Consider the following 20,056-nt stretch of genomic DNA (forward strand, 5'->3'; position numbering starts at 1 on the left):
TCACAGCAGCGCCTCCTGGCTAGCCTCGTCTTCCCTGTCGATGGGCAGCTGCTCTTCATCACGAATAAAGCGCACCCAGTCAATCAGGTAGTCGATCTTGCCGGTGACCAGATAGACCTGACGGTCGCCATGCGGCTGCAGCAGGTAGCCGTGCTCTTTTAACCGCTTGAACACCTGCTTGACCTGGGCATCAAGCTGTTCGCTCTGCGAGCCGAAAAAGCTGTCGGTGGCCAGCCGCTCGATGCGTTCCCGCAGGCTGGGGTTGTCTTCGCTTCTGGCCTGTAGCTCACCGGGTTTGAGGACGTCTCCCGGTGCCAGCACAGCGTCGCGCCCCAGGGCTTCCTGCACCAGTTGCAACCATTCCAGCAGCGGCAGCAGGTGGTTTACCGTGTCGTTGAGCTGGCGGGAAAGTTGCTCGCGGGCGGCATCATCGACCTGCCGCCAGGCCAGGAAGTACACGCTGGCATCCTGATTGGTGGCCAGGCGACGGTTGAGCGGGCGAAGGTAATCGTCCAGGGCGTCGCGCAGTGTGTCGTCCTGTAGCTGACGAAACGCGCTTTCATCACTGACCGCGCAAACGAACTCGCCAGCCAGCAGGCGTTCCAGCAAGGGGCCGTGGCTAAGCATGTTGGGGTGGTTCATCTCGCTCATGCGGGCACCTCCTCGCTTCGCGCCTTGATGCGGGCGGCCAGTGGGCTTAGGCGTGGTTCAATGCGTTTCAGTCGGCGGATATCGGGAAGCTTGGCATCCTGTTCGATCAGGTAGCGGTGGTGGAACAGCATCAGGACATCCGATTCCGGGTTCGGGAAGGCGCCGACCACAAGGATGCGGTTGCTGTCGCAGGCATCAAACAGTTTCTCGACGTTGTGATAGGCCAGCGTGCCAATTTCATCAATCGGCCAGTGGATGGCGATCTCGGCCTTGCCGCGCAACAGGCGGGTGAAGGCGAGCAGAAACTTGCACAGAATCAGGTAGGCCATGCCGTGGCTGGATGATTCCAGTAGCTGGCGGTCGTTCTTGATCACCAGATCCGCCCCGCCTTCGTTCAGGTGCAACTCCAGGCGCAACAGGCTTTCAAAACTGTACTGTTGATCATGGCGGAGTAAATCCACCACCTCGGTCAAGGCGTTGAGGTAGTCATCACTGGGCAGGTCATAGCCCGACTTCGTCCATTCGTCATAACGCTGGGCGAAATCCTTGAGCGGCTCCCAGAAGCCCAGCTCATCAATGGTTGACTGGATCTGCACCTCGGCCTTGGTGATGCCTTCCAGACGCAAGTCGTCCGCCACTTCGTCCGACAACCGGCGGCTCTGGGCGCTGATGCGCCGGTTGAGATCGCGAAACACGGTAAAGAACTTGACCAGATCATCGCCGATATTGCGCCCTTGCTGCACCAGCTGCTGTTGCTGGTCTTCAAGCAGCTTGAGCATATCGCCAAGCAATGGCAGCAAGCGCCGTGGGTCGTCTCTGTCCGGCAGTTTTTCACGCTCGCCTTCCAGCATCTCGATAAACCCGCTGCTGGCTCCTTTGATCAGCTGGCTTTCCACGTCCTGACAGCCTCGGCGCAGGTTATCTCTGGCCTCGGCACGCTGTTTGAGGGCCTGGCGGGCACGTGCGAGACGTTCGCTGACATCCCCCGGTGCTTCCTGCTGAGGCGACGCATCCGCGCTCAAAGCCAGCTCATCCAACTGTTTGATCAGAGGTTTAAGGGCTTCCAGTAGCGCCTGGGCCTGTTGATAGGTTTCCTGCAGTTTGTCGAGGGCCTGGCGGTGGCTCGCCTGGGTAGCCTTGAAAGCCTGCTGCTGGTTTTTCTGCTCGCGTTTGAGTTCATCACAGCGGCGGGTCAGTTCACTCAGCTGCTCAATCAGTTCCGGCTTTTGCTTTTCCCATTCAACGCGCATGAACCGCTGGTAGGCCTCCAGCTCTTCCTGCCGGGCAGCCGTTTCGCGAATATGCGTTTCCAGCTGCTGCAGCCGATGGCGGGTATCACGCAGGGTGACGGGGTCAACACCGCTGGCCTGAAGCTCCTGGTCAAAGGCCTGCTCCAGTTCCTTGCACTGGCGCTGATGTTCGCTTTTGAGTTCGGCCAGCTGGTGTTTATGCTGTTTCAGACGTGCATTCAGGCTGTCCAGCTGGCTTTCGGCATCGGCCTTGAGTTCCAGCAGCTCCGCCTGATGAGACGCCTCCAGTTTGGCACGGGCGTCCTGCTGTTCTTCCTGCAGGGCCTGCTGAATGGCCTGCTGCTCGGCCAGGGCTTTTTCCTGTTCGGTGCGACGCTGCTGCTGCGCTCGTGCATGGCGCTCCTGCAGCTGGTGGCGGGCCTGCTGGGCATACTCGATATTTTCTTCTGCGCTGGTAATCGCCAGCCGCGCCTTGCCCAGCGTTTGCTCAGCAAGCGTTACCCGTTCGACCTGACGGCGCAGGGCTTTCTCGCTACTTTCAACGTCGGTTTCTGCCCGCAGCACAGCGGCTTCAGCGGCCTCGATGGCAGCCAGCAGGCTGGCTTCATCCTGAGCGTAGTCCGGCAGCGCGATGGCGTTGAGATTCACCTGCAGCCCGTAAAGGCTGTCGTTATCTGGCGCACTGTCGCCTGCGTTTTCTGCTGCCAGCATGGCAGGGGCGAGATCGCGGCGTTCCAGCAGTTCCGGCGCCAGCACCTTGCCCAGGGACTGTTCCCAGCCGGGGCGATGAAAACGCAGAAAGTGGCGTAAGGATCCTTGTTCCGGGTCTTTCTGGCGGTGCAGCTCACGGCTGTGCTGCTGCGCCGCTGCCAGGCGTTGGCGGGCGGCATTGAAGGCGCTGTCGGCGTTCTCGCGTTCCTTTTTATGGGTATCCAGTTCCAGGCGCACGCTGTTGTGATGATCGCGGGCGGCACTGAGTTCGCTTTGTGCCTGATCCAGCCGCGCCTGAGCCAGTTCGGCCTCGGCGGTTTCGTCAGCGCTGGGGCCTTGGTGTGCCAAGGCAGCCTTGAGCGTAGCCAGGCGTTCAACGCCTTCCGCCATGCGCTCCTGAAAGCTGGCGTCCAGCGTCTGGCGCTGCTGCTGGTAACGGTTACTCAGGCGTTGCTGGTCATCCCAGTGCGTTTCGCGCCGCGCCGCCAGCGCTTCACCGACCGCGTCCATCTGAGCCTGAATCTCTTCACTCTGGCGAGCCAGGGTCTCGCCCAGCTCGCGCAGACGGGCATCTTTACGCGCCTGGCTGGCCTCGGCGGCTTCCTGCATCAGGGTCAGATGTTCGCGCAGCTGCTGGTGTTTTTCGCGCTGTTGCGGCAGGGCTTGCAGGTCATGTTCAAGCTGCGGCATGTCGGCCGCTTCATAGGCTTCATAGCGCTGCTGAAGGTCTTCCAGGCTGCGCTCGGCCTGCTTGCGCTCACTTTCCTGGGCGCTGAGCTGGTCGTTTAACGCATCGCGTGCGGTTTCGTAGTCTTCCTGCCGGGCCTTGAAGAGCGCTTTCTGCTCGTTTATTTCGGCGTCGGTATCCGCCGCTGTGCGTTCGGTACGGTGCTGGTCGGCATCCAGCTGGGGCTTGAGTTGCCATAGCACGGCATCCAGACGGGCAAGCTCAGCATCTGTATCATTCAGCTCCGCCAATGCGCGCTGCAGCGGCGTCAGGCGCATGGATTGGCGCATCTGGGCGATCCAGTCCCGCGCCTTGGTGCTGCGAATCCGGGTCACTGGCAATTCCACGCCGTCTTCTTCGAAAATCGCCGCCAGCATGGTCTTGAGGGTATCCATCTTGCCCTCTTTGGCATGCACCGCCGAGACCAGCTTTTCCATATGGCGAATGCGATGTTCCGGTTTGACCAGGCTGAACTGTGCCGCCATCTGGCGCAGCCTGAGCGCCTCTTTGCGGTTGCCGTGGGAAGCCATACCGGGAATCGGGGTGAAGTCATTCTGAATCACCGCGCGATATTCCGAGGTGGCCGTCAGCTTGCTGGAGGTGGCAATGCCGTCATGGCGCAGGCCGTTGAGCCATTGCGGGTAATCACGCGCGACAACACTGCCCTCGCTTTCGAGCAGGTAATCTTCAGGCCGGTAAGGCGCAGCCACAAAACGGTATTCCACGCCGCCGCTGGTGCTGCGGGTCAGCACCACCTGGCAAAGGCTGCCCGATTCACGGCGATACTCGTAGACAAGGTAACTGTTGCTGTTGGGCAGGTAGAACGCATCGAACTTCATACGCGTTCGTGGCACCACCCGATTGGGTAGCTCGCCATAAAACACCGGCACCAGACGTTGCAGGGTCGTTTTGCCGGAAGCGTTGGTACCGCAGATATTGGTGTGACCATCCAGACTCAACTCGACCACACCGTCGAGGTGGCCGTGAATCATCACGATACGTAATAAGTGAGCCATGCCGCATCCCTGGTCATGTCGTTGTCTGATACATCGAATTCATTGACCAGACAGTTTACGCCATCACTCCGTCAGACAACACTCTCATGCAAGAGAATGCCGGTATTCGGGTTCCAGGATCCGGGTTCGTCAGCAGATGGATAAAAAGCCCTATTCGTTCCCTCCGTGCAGCGACATGTTAAACTCGCGCCTATAACGCTATCAGCCGTTTCTCTGCCCTGTCTTCCGGGAGGCCCGTATGCCATCTGTTCAGCGTCGCAAGCTCCCCATCGGGATTCAGACCTTCTCGGATATTCGTGAAGATGGCTATTACTACGTTGATAAAACGCCGTTTATCGAAACGCTGATCAACCAGAACAAATACTACTTTCTCTCCCGCCCACGGCGGTTTGGCAAAAGTCTGCTGCTGGATACCCTGGGCTGCCTGTTCGAAGGCCGGGAAGCACTGTTTGAAGGGCTGTATATTCACGACAAGTGGGACTGGCAGAAACGCTACCCTGTGGTGCGCCTGAGTTTTGGCAGTGGCGTGCTGCAAAGCCGTAAGGAGCTTGATGTTCGCATCCGCGAGCAGCTTCGCACCGAACGTGAACGGCTTGGGCTGACGCTTGACCATGACACTGACATTGCCGGCGAGTTTGAAACCCTGATCCGCCAGGCCCATGCGCAGGCAGGCCAACGGGTTGTTGTGTTGATAGACGAATACGACAAGCCGATTCTGGATAACCTGCTAAACCCTGAGCTGGCCCGCGAACTGCGTGAGGGTTTGAAAAACCTTTACAGCGTGCTCAAGGACGCCGACCCACACCTGCATTTTGTGCTTCTCACTGGCGTTTCCAAATTCAGCAAGGTCAGCCTGTTTTCAGGGCTGAACAACCTCAGAGACATTACCCTCTCACCCAACTATGCCGCCATCTGTGGCTATACCGATCACGATATCGATACGGTGTTTGCACCGGAATTACCCGGCCTTGACCGCGAGGAAATCCGCCGCTGGTATAACGGCTACCGTTGGGGCGGGCGGGAAGTCACGGCGGTTTATAACCCCTTCGATGTGCTGCTTCTGCTGGAAGAGCGCAAGTTCAGCCCCTACTGGTTCGAAACTGCCACGCCCACTTTCCTGGTGGATATCCTGAAACAGCGCGGCGTGTTTACGCCAGCACTCAACCAGTTACAGACAGAGGCTGAACTGCTGGGACGCTTCGATGTTGACCATATCGCCACCGAAGCCTTGCTGTTCCAGACCGGCTATCTCACCGTGCATTCAGTAGAAGAGCCTATGACGGGTTATTGGCTCTATACACTTGGCTACCCCAATCATGAAGTGGCCACCAGCCTTAATCAGGTACTATTACCTGCCCTGGGCGTACAAGAGCCTACCAAAGAACGTTTAACGCTGCTGCGTGTTCTGCAACGCCATGACATCAGTGCGCTGGAAACACATCTGAAAGCACTCTTCGCTGGCCTTCCCCATGACTGGTATCGCAACAACCCGATTGCCCAATATGAAGGGCATTATGCCAGCGTTTTTTACAGCCACTTCGCGGCACTTGGCGTAGACGTGACTGTGGAAGATGCCAGCAACCACGGTAAGGTAGACATGAGCGTCGACTTTGGTGGCCACGTCTACCTTTTTGAGTTCAAGGTGGTCGAGCAGGAACCCCAGGGCAAGGCACTGGAACAGATCAAGGCCAAAGGCTACGCCGACAAATACCGTGCAAGTGGCAAGCCTATTCACCTGGTGGGCGTAGAGTTTTCCAACGTTGAACGCCAGATAGTGGCATTTGAGGTGGAGACGCTGGCACCCTTATCGTAATGCGGTAAAAGTTGACAACGGCTTAGCGCCCAGCCGGTACAGGTGGTGAGTCGCCATAACGCATTCCTGTTAATCGACTCGTGACAGAATTGCATCGCCGCGATGAACCTAAAAAAGCGGCCACCCTTCTTCGGTTTTTTTAAGCACCGAGAAAGGATAGCCGCTTAGTTGCTGACACGCTTAACTATCAAGCATCAGCGATCAGGCGAAGATAAAGCCTTCTGCCAGGTACTTGGTCTGCATTTCATCGGATGAGGCAAAATGCGCTATCACATCGCCTTGATCAAGTTCACCGGTTTCCAGCCCTTCTGACCAGTGCTCGAGTCCTTCTGCATCCGGGGCGCGGTCAAAGGCGTTGTCATAGAGCAGCGTGAGGAAGTCTTCATCGCTCAGGTTATCGCCATGCTCGCTGACGAACTCATCCGATCCGAAGAAGAAATCCGCCACGTCAAACAGGCTGCTACCTTCTTCACGAATACCGGTCCAGTATTCCAGCCCGCCAGCATCCGCTTCGCGGTCAAACGCTACCTGATAAAGTGCCTCGATAGCCGACACCTCTACGCTGTCGCTCGCATTACCAAGTTCAACGCTCACCACCGCGGACGATACATCACTCTGGCTGTTGGTAATCGTGTATTCAAAGCTATCCGTGACCGTTTCTCCTCCTGCCATACCGGCAAAGGCTGCGCCCTGGTCATAAACAAAGTCACCGTTTTCCTGCACGACCACGCTGGCACCGGATTCCAGCATTAATTCTTCGTCCGGCATGACATCCTGGCCGTCAATGGCGGTAACGGTGATGGCATCATCACGTGCCGCTTGATCAGCCCCATGGCCGTTATCAGCAAAAAGGTTTCCGCTCACCAGCCAACCAAAGCTCCCCGTCATCTCATCTTTACTGACCACTGGCGACGAACCTGGATTAACGCTACCTCCCCCTACGCCTTGCCACCAGTGCCAGAAATCGTTACCTGACGGCTCGGGTGCTGGCTCAGGCTCAGGCTCAGGCTGTGGCTCGGGCTGCGGCTCTGGCTCTGGCTCGGGTTCCGGCTCGGGTTCCAGCTCTGGTTCTGGCTGCGGCTCTGGCTCGGGTTCCGGCTGCGGCTCTGGCTGTGGTTCCGGTTCTGGCTCTGGCTGCGGCTCAGGCTCTGGCTGCGGCTCGGGTTCCGGCTGTGGTTCCGGTTCCGGCTCTGGCTGTGGCTCGGGCTCTGGTTCCGGTTGAGGCGTTACGTCAATATTCACCGTAGCAGTGGCGGTTTCGCCGCTGCCGTCGTCGATGGTATAGCTGAAGCTGTCGCTGCCACTAAAATTATCGTTAGATACATATGTAATAGCACCATCTTCATTGAAACTTAGCTCACCATTTTCTACTGCACTCAGGCTCGTAACTGCCAATGTATCACCATCTACACCTTCATCATTGGCTAGAAAATCTATAACAACTTCTTCCCCAGCTTTCGTTTTAAAAAAATCATTTACAGCTTTAGGCGGGGTATTGACATGAGTATACTTTATCGCAGAACCCCCTCCTTCAGAAGTCACATCAAAACCACCTTCTTTAAAATTTCCCAAGATTTTTAAAGACGCATCAAAATTACTATCACCATCAACATCTATATTTAATAAAGAACTTTCATTATCAAAATTTAATGCTGATTTTCCAAACACAACACCCTGAACGAATATTTCATCATCACGAGATAAATCTTTGACTGTATCGCCGTTCAGCTCTTCTAATGTTCCACGGAGTGAATCCTCACCATACCCTAATATAACCTCGTCATTACCAAGTCCACTGTAAACAACATCGTTACCATCGCCCACATCAATAAAGTTATCTTCGCTATTAGCTTTTACTTCGTCACTTTCATTAGAGCCTAAATAGTCTACCCGTGCGGTAATTGTCATATCAGATGTGTTCAGTATAACGTCATCAAAAATTATAGTTTCTACATTAGTTATAGAATCGGTGTTAGCACCGATTTTTAAAAAACCACCACTCTGACTAACTAGTTCACTATTAAAATTGCCTTTATAAATAATTGAGTCATTACCATTCCCCCCGTCTATAATTCTATCTACAGTACTCGACTGATAATCACCCAGGAGAAAGACATCATCACCACCCGTACCTCGGAAAGTACCACCAACATTTTCAGCACTAATTGTGTTATCAAGATTGTTTGCAGTCAAGTTATGTAAGTTTATGTCTGAAGGAGCAGCTGAATAATTCACGGTCTGCCCTCCGAAAACAATGTCTGTAACACCATTATTTTGCGACACTCTGGTGTCACCAAATGATGAAGAAACAACTGTTTCAGCTATTCCAGCGTTAGTGCCATCTTGAAGATAGACATTCGCCTGAACGCTATTCTGAGCATCTTTAGATATGTCCAGACCTGTTAATGTACCGCTATATTGAAGGCCTAGCGGACTTGATGTTAGCTGATCAGCAGTCACTGTCTCCACAAGATTTCCGTCAACTTGGATTTCAACTCTTTCAATTTTACTCGGATCGATTGAAGCACCAGTTAACACATCAACAAGCTGCGAAGAGTCCGATAGTGCCACTGCATTATCAGAGTCAATAAGATCAAGAGAGCTAAGCTTAGCGTTAGATCCAATACCAAATGCCTGCACATTGGCACTTAACGTTAAGGCATCAGAGGCTCCATTACCATTACCGTCAGAAAGGAAAAAGGCAACATTTGTTTGCCCTTGCCCTTGATCAAAAAATGTTTGTGCATCATTTAATGCAGGCCCAAAGCTTGTCCCACCACCGGCATTAAGCGCATTAATTTTCTCAATAACCTCGTCGGCTGACAAGTTCTCATTCAGAGTAGAAGTGCTTGTAAAGGGAATAACGGCAAAAGAGGAAACATCAGCAATACCAAGATCTTTCAACTGATTAGTCAGCTCAACATAAGCTGACTGTGCATCAGTTAACCTACTACCACTCATACTACCGGACACATCAACAATATAAGCTATGTTATACTGTGTTCCATTACCCAAACCTCCGAGTGAAACTGTATAGCTGACTTCACTATCCCCAGAAAAGGTAGGTGTTTTAAGCGAAACAGAGCCAACATTATCTCCTTCACCGTCTGTAAGTACAGAACTTTTTGAATGATCAGGACCGTTTATTAGATTACCTCGACCATCAGTTAAAGTATCCGCAAACTGGATACGCTCTATATTAACAAGCGTATCAACTTCTTTTGTTGGGATGTGAGTAAGCAAAACACCACCATCTTTCGCTGAAGCAAAAGCATAATCAGCAAACTCACCTTCCATAACGACAGTATCTACTCCATTTGCACCATTTAAATAATCATTACCGAACCCACCAGTAAGAATGTTAGATTGCCCATTGCCGTAAATTATATCGCCATGACTGGAGCCAACTACATTTTCAATGCTTATCAAAGTTTCGTGGATATTATCATAAGAAGCATATCCGTTATGCGCAAAACCTTGTATTAAGTTAACTGCCACACCACTATTAGATTTTTCGTAGGAAACCGTATCGTTTCCTTCACCGCCATCAATCAAATCTTCTTGGGGATTACTAATTATAAAGTCATTTCCTTTGAGACCTTTTATCTCACCTCGGAAGTTTTCATCTCCACCAAGCCTATCATCTCCGTCACTACCTAAAACTGGACTATCAGACTCATCAACTCGATCAGCGGGCAAGCCAGAACTAAGAGCAGCACCTTTACCAACCCCAAGTTCAACCAAAGAAAAAGGGCGTTCTAAAACCGAGGACTTGTCGTCAAGATTATTCCCAAATATAGCCCAAGGAAAAACATCAAGCTCTAAATGAGCAATACCTGAAGACTCACTATAACCAGTAGCAAAATTATAGCTTCCCGCACTTTTAGAATCGGTTACTAAAACAAAGCCTCCCTCTTTTTTATCATACCGAAATATATGTTCAATTGCATCATCACTGGAAAGCACTTTGAAATTTTTATGACCTTCATCCCCATAACGATGATATGCATTCTTTTTTTGTTCAACCCACTTATAACCATGACCTTCACTAGACAAATCAAAATCTAAAACAACGTCTTTATAATCAACTTTTTCATTCAAAACATTCCTAGCAAAATGCACGAAGGCGACTTCAGAAATTCCTTCAAACGAAAATTTCTCAGATAAGAACCTACCGTTCTCATCAAGCTTATCTGCATTCACAAAGGATTTTATATCAATAAAATAACCATCAACCTCAAGCAAACCATCTTTTGTCTGAATTGACTCGATATGGGAAAAAAGCTCATCGAAATTTCCCATTTCATCAAAACGCTGAAAGTTCTCCAACGTATTCAACCCAACAGTCTTTTCCAACTGTTTCAAGTGTTTCGAAAACAACGAACTTAAAAGTCCATTAGAATATTCAAAATACTCAACAACTCCCTGCAAGTCATCTCCTGTTATTTTTGCTTGAAAAAATTCAGACCGAGCAAGTTCCTGCTCATCTTTGTTTAAACCATTCCAAAAATCTTCGAATTTTTTTATTTCCATGACACTTTCCTCACTACTAAAATCAATATATCAAATTAAAAAAATCACATTCCATCAATGGCATGACTCTTAGATACTATAAATAAAAATGTCCAACTGGTTGGACACTCCGATTTTTCTCACTAACCAAGAATTAAACTATCGTCTTAGAACCGCTGTGTGGCGCTGATTCGGAATCTTCGGGATTCGCCCAGGCGGAGAAAGTCGTTGGCCGTGCTGCTAGCTAAAAAGTCGATAGCGGGAAGGTTCAGGGTGCTGGCCTAGAGAAGGTAGACTGTGGGGATTTGCCAACCGCTGTTACAGCGAGCACACCTTGACGATGCAGTAAAGCGGGGCTTTATCGGGAAAGATCAAGTGGCCATCGGCACAGGTGGCTTGATCTTTCCCAGCAACAGCGAAGACTGGTTTTAAGCGATCATTCGGACTTCAAACGCTTCTAGGCTGATCATCCTTATGAAACTGTGCCGTCATTGCTTGTTGTCGTTTAGATAAGTGTATTCAAACACCTTGATCTTGTCCCAGTAACAGTGGAAACCTCAAGAATATAATATGCTACGAAAAGCTGAACCATGGCAAGGTCAGGTATCAGGACATGGGAATTAAGGCGGGATGACATGAAATACTAAAAAATCCTCATACAGGCTCAGAATAACTCCCCAGTGCCCCCACATAACGACACAAGGTGGGTGAAAGCTCTTGCTACTTTCTCCGCATCTCTTTCACCTATTGTTTTAAGCTCAGTCTCTGACTTATTAAACTCTTTATTTTTAAATTCATCAGGGGCTCTCTGCAGTGCAAATCGACTGTAAGTTATTTTTACATTGATCAACTCCCTGCCCTCTCGAATCATAATGTATACATTATCACTATTGTTATGACTACGATATACTTCTCTTATCTCTGTAGGGTCAACTTCCTTTAACTTTATAGTTTCTTGCCATAAATATTGAGAGTGAATACCATAGTCATGAGGAAACACTTCCGAGCTGGCTGTTATTGTGCAAAAATCCTCTGAAGCTGACAGCGACTTTTCCGAATAACTACCATAACCATACTTATAACTAAACGTTAATTTTTCTTTTAAAAAAGAAAAAGTTTCTGCTTTTGACGGCTCTGCGACTGCTGGCACTGAAAGAAAGCTTAAAAAAAGGAAGAGCAATATTTTCTTAATAGTAAACATAATCTGCAACCTCATATTTTATTAAGTTTCGTCGTTGGGTGTGTATTTCGGGCTAGAAATCATCCCGCCTCATTCATGAGAGTACCGATTAAGCGTTTTGAAGCCCTGTGTTGCCGGCTTCAGTCTTAAGTAGCCGTTTTAGGACTGGCTCATGAATAACCCAGGATAAGTGTTCATCGCTTATTTTTATTAACTACAGACGAATGATGCAACATCATCAAGAGACCAAGAGTCGTAGCGGTTTCCCATATGCCCTATATCGCCACGATACCAAGTACCATTTTTTTTATAAATTACGTAACTTCCTCCTGACGAACAACTTACGCTCCAAGATGGCACGCCACTTATATTTCCATTATTTTGTATATGTGAAACACCTGCAAATGCAGACGTTGATGCAATACCTATGGCTAGCGCTAAAACAAGAATACTTTTCATTTTCCTTCCTCAGCATCCAAGAAATTATTACTAGCACATATGGGACGCAAAACATATGACACTAGTTTAGGGTTACACTCATGATCTGACTCTTTAATGCTATAGATAAAAATGTCCAACATGCTGGACACTCGGAAAACTTTTCCTCAATTAGCACTAGACGATAGTCTTAAAATCGCTGTGTGGCGCTGATTCGGAAGCTTCGGGATTCGCCCAGGCGGAGAAAGTCGTTGGCCGTGCTGCTGGCTACATAGTCGATATCGGTCAGGTTGAGGATACTGGCCTGAAATGAAAGGTCAGGCGTGGCTTGCCAGCGGGCGCTGGCGTCGAAGCGGGTGTAGCTGCCGACATAAAATTCGTTGGCGCGGTCGCCGGGGCGGCGCCCCATATAAACAGCGCCCACTGTTGACTCAAGCTGACTGATAGGTTGGTAGTGCAGGAGAAAGGCATGTTGGTGGGTAGGAATGCTGGCAAAGCGGTTGCCCGCGTTTTCGTCGTTGGTTTTTTCTAGCCTGGCGTCCATATAGGTACTGGCGATACTGGCTTGCCATTGATCATTCAGATGTAAATCCACATTGATCTCAGCCCCCTTAACGGCTTTTTCGCCAGCCAGCTCAAAGCGGTCTTCAATCTCAGGATGGCGAATCAGCAAGTTGTCCTGCTGTATCGCAAAAACAGCAGCATCGACCAGCACGGCAGGCGTAACCTGCCAGTTGATGCCCAGTTCATGCTGCACCCCCTGGCTAGGAGAAAAGTAGTTGTCATTATCATCCTGCCCCCGGTTCGCCAACCAGGAACGGCTATAACTGGCGCGTAACGTAAACGACTCAGCGGGTGACCACGCAAGCCCCCCGGAATAGCTTATTGTGTGGTTATCCGTTTCACTCTGGCGCGTGTTGTTACGCTGGTTAGCCAACCGGTAATCGGTCATTCGGCCACTGAGCGTCATCTCCAGATTATTGGCCAACTGGCCTTGCTGTGTGAGAAAGAGTGCCAACTCTTCCCAGTGAACATTTCCCTTGAGCGGGTAAAGCTGATCTGCCTGTGGCAGTGTGACGTTAAAATCAGGCTGATAGATGTCCAGGTTAAAGTCGTAAGAAGACACCGCATCATCATAGACAGTGCGGGTTTTGTGGTGAGCAACGCCGAGGGCAGTTTCATGCTGACTGTTACCGAGCTGGTAATCATGGTGCAGGCTTAACTGGGCGGTATGTTGATTAAAGCCTTCATCCACCTCACGGTAATAACCGGGTAAAGGGCTATCTTCATCCTGCATAAACCAGAAGCCGATGCGCTTCTCTTCGCGCTGGCCATCAATAAAGCGGTAAATACCTTTGAGACGAAGGTGCGAGGAAAGCTGGGTTTCCCCCTGCAACTCCAAACGGTGGTAGGTGTTTTCTGCATAGGAATCCGGATGTACATAGGATACTCCGTAAACCGGGGCGCCGTGAGCGTAGACACTATCAAAATCATAGGGGGCATTCTGGCGACTATATTCCCAGGTGCCGACTAATCCAGCGGTATCATTACGCCAGGCGACACTGTTCATCAGCGTTAGCGGCTTTGAATCGACATGGCGTTTTTCCCTATCGACCTGGCGGGCCGCCAGAATACTGCGGTATGCCCACTGGTTTTGCTTGGCCAGAGGGCCGGTAGAATCGACAACAAAAGTTTTGTCATCATCGTTGCCGACCCCAACGGTTATCTGAGTAGCGGGCTGATACTCCGGTTGTTTTGAAATAAAATTGACGGAACCGCCCGGCACACCTGCGCCGTACCAGGCACTGCTTTGCCCTTTGATAACATCCAGGCGTTCATATGTTGCCGGGTCACGAATAAAGTGGCTCTGATTATCCAGTACGCCATCCAGCAACAGCCGCCCTCCAAGAGGAAAGCCACGCACGGTGTAGTCTTCCCCCATACCGGCTCCATTACGGCTGGTTTGCACGCCGGGAATATAATCAATCAGGCGAGAGGCTGATGACGCGTTGAAACGGTTGAGAAAACCCGAATTAAGTTGGCTTTGAGTCTGATAATTGTGCCCTGCATTATTGATAGGCCCCTGAACCGAATTGATCCATGAAGGCGCAACGACAACCTGATCCTTCAGACTATGTCCTGCAATAGGTTCACTAGCCGCCGGACTGGCTGCATGAAAGATTGCTAAAGAGGTAAACAGAACTTGCGGAGCTTTTTTCATACAGCCGCCTTTTTTGTCGTTATAGAAGCAAATTTTATGAAAACGCTGGAGTATTACAGTGAACAAACTTTGACAATGCAGTAGAGCGGAACTTTATCAGGAAACACCAGAGAACCATCGGCACGGGTAGTTTTCCATTCGGACTGAACGGTACCGGGTAAGCTAGGAGCAGTGAGATTCACTGAAACGAGCCGTTTTTCACCGGGGGCAGTGAACGGAATGGGAACGTTGCGATGGGTAGGTGTAAGCCCGGTGGAAAAATCACGAATTGCTAATGGGAAGTCCTGACAGGTGAGAAACAGCCCGTCCCAGGCAGTTTTACCGGTATTCATCACTGCCCAGGTTTTGGTAAAAGTCTGACTGGGCAGCACGGTCGAGTAGTCAGGGTAAGTGATATCTTCAATAAATGAGGTTCCCGTTTTTTGGGATGAGCCCGTGCAGGTTCGCATGGCTCCTTTAAAATAAGGTTGAAGAATATCCAGTGGATGCACCCCTAGCGCTGAGGACAACCGAATCAAGGTAGAGAGCTTACTTTCTGCCACATCGCCATTGATCAGGTTATAGAGGCTAGCTCGTGAGATACCGGCCCGCTCAGCCAGCTGGCTTTTGGTGAGGTTAGACTTCTTGATTAATAACCCCAGAAATTCCGGGAATCTTAGCTCACTCATCACAAAGCTCCTTTTGTTTATCGCCACTCCTGAGCGCCTTTACAACATCAAGCATCCTTAAACTATATTTTTCTAAAATATAATATAAAGATATAAATATACACAAAAAAACACACGATTAAAATGCCGCAAAACCAGAATCTTTGTTCGAATTCTGGGTTTCTACCAAGCCTATTATCATAAAAAAGCGGCTACCCTTATCGGTTGCTTTCAAATACCGAAGAAGGATAGCCGCTTAGCTGATGACGACGTTTAACTACCAGGCATTCACTATCAGGCGAAGATAAAGCCTTCCGCCAGGTACTTGGTCTGCATTTCATCGGATGAGGCAAAGTACGCCATCACATCGCCTTGATCGAGCTGCCCGGTTTCCAGCCCTTCCGACCAATGCTCGAACCCTTCCGCATCCGGGGCGCGGTCAAAGGCATTGTCATAGAGTAGCGTGAGGAAGTCTTCATCCCTCAGGCTATCGCCATGCTCGCTGACAAACTCTTCTGAACCGAAGAAGAAATCCGCCACCTCGAAAATGCTGCTGCCCTCGTCACGAATACCGGTCCAGTAATCCAGCCCGCCAGCATCCGCTTCGCGGTCAAACGCTACCTGATAAAGTGCATCGATAGCCGACAGTTCAACGCCATCCGTTACATCCGCCAGCTCAACAGTCACAACGGCTGAGGATTCGCCGCCCTTACCGTCTTCAACAGAGTATTCGAAAGTATCTACTGCTGACGCTTCTGAGGAACCGTCAAAGGCTGAACGCTGGTCGTAAACAAAGTCGCCGTTTTCCTGCACGATCAGCGTCGCGCCAGATGCCAGTTCCATCTTGGTATCGAAAACAATCGCCTGCTCTTCGATCCGGGTGATGGAGATGGTATCGCCATCGGCATCCTGATCCGCACCGCTACCATTATCAGCCAGCAGATTACCGCTGATCAGCCAGCCGAACCGGCCAGCAATGGCATCATCGCCCGCTACCGGTTCCACATTCTGCGTCACCAAAATCGGCGGAGTGATGCCAGGCAGCTCTGGACGTGGCTGCGGTTCTGGCTCGGGTTCTGGCTCAGGTTCGGGCTCCGGCTCCGGCTCAGGTTCTGGCTCGGGCTGCGGTTCCGGCTCAGGTTCCGGCTCGGGTTCCGGCTCGGGTTCCGGCTCGGGTTCTGGCTCGGGTTCTGGCTCGGGTTCTGGCTCGGGTTCTGGCTCGGGTTCTGGCTCGGGTTCTGGCTCGGGTTCTGGCTCGGGTTCTGGCTCGGGTTCTGGCTCGGGTTCTGGCTCGGGTTCTGGCTCGGGTTCTGGCTCGGGTTCCGGCTCGGGTTCTGGCTCGGGTTCTGGCTCGGGTTCTGGCTCGGGTTCTGGCTCGGGTTCCGGCTCGGGTTCTGGCTCGGGTTCTGGCTCGGGTTCTGGCTCGGGTTCTGGCTCGGGTTCCGGCTCGGGTTCTGGCTCGGGTTCTGGCTCGGGTTCCGGCTCTGGCTGTGGCTCGGGCTCTGGTTCCGGTTGAGGCGTTACGTCAACATTGACCGTGGCGGTGGCAGTTTCGCCGTTGCCGTCGTCGATGGTGTAGGTGAAGCTGTCACTGCCGTTGAAGTCGGCGTTGGGGGTGTAGGTCACCGTGCCATCGGCGTTGATGGTTAGCTCGCCGTTGGCTGCTTCGCCCAGGCTGGTAACCGTCAAGTCATCGCCATCTACGTCGCTGTCGTTGGCCAGCACATCCACCGTCACGGCGGTGTCTTCATCGGTGGTGGCGGTGTCGTCTTCGGCCACCGGGGCGTCATTCACTGCGGCAACGTCAACATTCACCGTGGCGGTAGCGGTTTCGCCGTTGCCGTCGTCGATGGTGTAGGTGAAGCTGTCACTGCCGTTGAAGTCGACGTTGGGAGTGTAGGTCACCGTGCCATCGGCGTTGTTGGTCAGTTCACCATTAGTGGCAGTCCCCAGGCTGGTGACCGTCAAGTCATCGCCGTCTACGTCGCTGTCGTTGGCCAGCACATCCACCGTCACGGCGGTATCTTCATCAGTGGTGGCGGTATCGTCTTCGGCCACCGGCGTGTTGTTCAACCTTACCCGAACAGCAGCGGTATCGATGCCGCCGTTGCCATCGCTTACCGTGTAGGTAAAACGTTCCGTGGTGTCAAAATCCGCACCGGCCGTGTAGGTCAAGGTGCCGTCATCATTGGCCACTACGGTTCCGTTGTCCGGGTCTGCCCAGCTGTCAATGGCCAGGGTATCGCCGTCTTCGTCGCGATCATTAGCCAGCGGGTCAAAGGTAACGGAGTCACCCGCGCCAGATACCTTGATAAAGTCTATAATCGCATTCGGGTCGCGGTTTTCACCCGGCGTCCAGAGTGCATCGCCTTCAATCGTCCAGCCGTAATCGTTGATCAACGCCTCGCGGGCGGCCTGTGAATCGCTTGAATACAGCAACCCCTCTGCCCCCAAATTCACATCTTCCTGCACACCGCTTGTTAGCGCCTGCTGATACCAGCCGTTAAGCGTAGCGTCGTAGTTAGCCACGGTAAGGCCGGAATCATTCAGCATATCGTCCATTCGACTTACATTCTGGATTTCAAAGCCCGATAAGTCCTGGTCGAAGGCATCAGCCCTTCGGAACATCCACCCCATATCCGTCACGCTGGACGTATCCCAGTCGCTGATATCCTGATTAAAGGCATCAGCTCCGTTGAACATCCATCTCATATCCGTCACGCTGGACGTATCCCAATCGCCGATAGTCTGATCAAACGCTTCGGCAGCTGAGAACATAAATTCCATATCCGTCACACTGGACGTATCCCAGCCGCCGATATCCTGATTAAAGGCATCAGCACGCGCGAACATACCGTACATAGAGATCACGCTGGACGTATCCCAGCCGCCGATATCCTGATCAAAGGCATCAGCGTAAGCGAACATCACGCCCATATCCGTCACGCTGGAGGTATCCCAACCGCCGATAGCCTGATTAAACACCGCGGCATCAAGGAACATTTGATTCATCTCCGTCACACTTGACGTATCCCAGCCGCCGATAGCCTGATTAAAGGCGTCAGCCTCATAGAACATAGAGCTCATATCCGTCACGCTGGACGTATCCCAGCCACTGATATCTTGATTAAAGGTATCAGCATCCAAGAACATCTGGAACATATCCGTCACGCTGGACGTATCCCAGCCGCCGATATCCTGATTAAAAGCATTAGCGGAAAAGAACATATCTCTCATATCCGTCACGCTGGAGGTATCCCAGCCGCCGATATCCTGATTAAAGGCATCAGCGGATGAGAACATAGAGATCATATGCGTCACACTGGACGTGTCCCAGCCACCGATGTCTTGATCGAAAGCATCGGCGTAAGCGAACATATAGGCCATATCCGTCACGCTGGACGTGTCCCAGCCACCGATGTCTTGATCGAAAGCATCGGCGTAAGCGAACATATAGGCCATACCCGTCACGCTGGAGGTATCCCAGCCGGTGATATCGGGGATGGGGTTACCGTCGGGATCGGTGCCGTTAGCAAACCATCTGCTCAAATCAGTGACATCGGGGTCGTCTTCAGCCACCGGGGCGTCGTTCAACCTCACCCGAACAGCAGCGGTATCTGTACCGCCGTTGCCATCGCTTACCGTGTAGGTAAAACGTTCCGTGGTGTCGAAATCCGCACCGGCCGTGTAGGTCATTGTGCCGTCATCATTGATCACTACGGTTGCGTTTTCCGGGATGGCCCAGCTGTCAATGGTCAGGGTATCGCCATCCTGATCGCGATCATTGGCCAGCGGGTCAAAGGTAACGGAGTCACCCGCGCCAGTCACCTTGATAAAGTCTATAATCGCATTCGGGTCGCGGTTTTCACCCGGCGTCCAGAGTACATCGCCTTCAATCGTCCAGCCGTAATCGTTGATCAACGCCTCGCGGGCAGTCTGTGAATCGCTTGAATACAGCAGCTCCTCTGCCCCCAGAGTCACGTCTTGCTGCACACCGCTTGTTAGCGCCTGCTGATACCAACCGTTAAGCGTAGCGTCGTAGTTAGTCACCGTAAGGCCAGAATCATTCAGCATACCCCGCATTCTGGTTACATTCTGGATTTCAAGGCCCGATAAGTCCTGATTAAAGGCATCAGCCCGATAGAACATACCGTTCATCTCCGACACGCTTGACGTATCCCAGTCGCCGATATCCTGATTAAAAGCTACAGCCCGAAAGAACATCTGGCCCATGTCCGTTACGCTGGATGTATCCCAGCCGCCGATATCCTGATTAAAGGCTTCAGCGTCCAAAAACATACCGCTCACGCTGGGTACGCTGGAGGTATCCCAACCGCCAATATCCTGATCAAAAGCTACAGCTCCATTGAACATACTCTGCATACTAGTCGTCACGCTGGACGTATCCCAGCCGCCAATATCCTGATCAAACGATTCGGCTTGAGAGAACATATTGTTCATACGTATCACACTGGAGGTATCCCAGCCACCGATATCCTGATCAAAGGCGTAAGCGACTTGGAACATATAGGCCATATCCGTCACGCTGGAGGTATCCCAGCCGCCGATATCCTGACTAAAGGCGTCAGCGCCGACGAACATCGCGCGCATAACTGTCGCGCTGGATGTATCCCAGCCGGTGATATCCGGGATAGGGTTACCATCGGGGTCGCTGCCGTTAGCAAACCATCCGCTCAAATCCGTGACACCGGGGCCGTTTTGCGTTGCCATAGCCTTCTCCTGTGGTTCAGTGCGCCAAGTAAACTCTTCCGAAAACTAGCAACAAAAATGTCCAATGGGTTGGACATTAGAAATTTTTACTAAATAAGCGTTATACGATGGTATTGAAGCGGGCTATTACAGCAGACACACCTTGGCGATGCAGTAAAG

9 protein-coding genes are annotated in these 20,056 nt (G+C 51.7%); 1 reads left to right on the forward strand and 8 read right to left on the reverse strand.

The window, feature by feature from the left end:
• Together ACU6TU_RS13180 and ACU6TU_RS13185 are read right to left on the reverse strand one after the other, a co-directional pair.
• Positions 1 to 627, reverse strand: a complete 627-nt coding sequence (locus ACU6TU_RS13180) for a condensin complex protein MksE (RefSeq protein WP_447144257.1) — start codon at positions 625 to 627, stop codon at positions 1 to 3.
• Between the two features lie 20 nt (positions 628 to 647).
• Positions 648 to 4,355 carry an ATP-binding protein gene (locus ACU6TU_RS13185; RefSeq protein ID WP_447141855.1) on the reverse strand — a complete coding sequence of 1,236 codons (3,708 nt, stop codon included), beginning with the start codon at positions 4,353 to 4,355 and terminating at the stop codon, positions 648 to 650.
• A gap of 238 nt (positions 4,356 to 4,593) precedes the next feature.
• Between ACU6TU_RS13185 and ACU6TU_RS13190 the strand changes: the two genes are divergently transcribed.
• Positions 4,594 to 6,168, forward strand: coding sequence for an ATP-binding protein (locus tag ACU6TU_RS13190; protein ID WP_447141856.1), 1,575 nt, complete (start codon positions 4,594 to 4,596; stop codon positions 6,166 to 6,168).
• A 201-nt stretch (positions 6,169 to 6,369) separates the two neighbouring features.
• Here ACU6TU_RS13190 and ACU6TU_RS13195 read toward each other — a convergent pair whose 3' ends face one another.
• The 6 genes from ACU6TU_RS13195 to ACU6TU_RS13220 form a co-directional block, all read right to left on the reverse strand.
• Complete coding sequence (locus ACU6TU_RS13195; RefSeq protein ID WP_447141857.1) at positions 6,370 to 10,701, reverse strand: DUF4214 domain-containing protein; 4,332 nt, start codon at positions 10,699 to 10,701, stop codon at positions 6,370 to 6,372.
• Between the two features lie 643 nt (positions 10,702 to 11,344).
• Positions 11,345 to 11,881, reverse strand: coding sequence for a hypothetical protein (locus tag ACU6TU_RS13200; protein WP_447141858.1), 537 nt, complete (start codon positions 11,879 to 11,881; stop codon positions 11,345 to 11,347).
• A 189-nt stretch (positions 11,882 to 12,070) separates the two neighbouring features.
• A complete protein-coding gene (locus tag ACU6TU_RS13205; RefSeq protein ID WP_447141859.1) occupies positions 12,071 to 12,319 on the reverse strand; it encodes a hypothetical protein in 249 nt (82 codons plus the stop codon).
• Between the two features lie 169 nt (positions 12,320 to 12,488).
• Positions 12,489 to 14,519 (reverse strand): TonB-dependent siderophore receptor, encoded by a 2,031-nt coding sequence (locus ACU6TU_RS13210; RefSeq protein ID WP_447141860.1) that lies wholly within the window; start codon positions 14,517 to 14,519, stop codon positions 12,489 to 12,491.
• A 53-nt stretch (positions 14,520 to 14,572) separates the two neighbouring features.
• On the reverse strand, positions 14,573 to 15,187 hold the full coding sequence (locus ACU6TU_RS13215) for an NBR1-Ig-like domain-containing protein (RefSeq protein ID WP_447141861.1): 615 nt from the start codon (positions 15,185 to 15,187) through the stop codon (positions 14,573 to 14,575).
• Between the two features lie 273 nt (positions 15,188 to 15,460).
• Positions 15,461 to 19,897 (reverse strand): BspA family leucine-rich repeat surface protein, encoded by a 4,437-nt coding sequence (locus ACU6TU_RS13220; RefSeq protein ID WP_447141862.1) that lies wholly within the window; start codon positions 19,895 to 19,897, stop codon positions 15,461 to 15,463.
• Positions 19,898 to 20,056: the final 159 nt, after the last annotated feature.

The sequence above is a fragment of the Halomonas sp. LS-001 genome, from assembly GCF_052983955.1.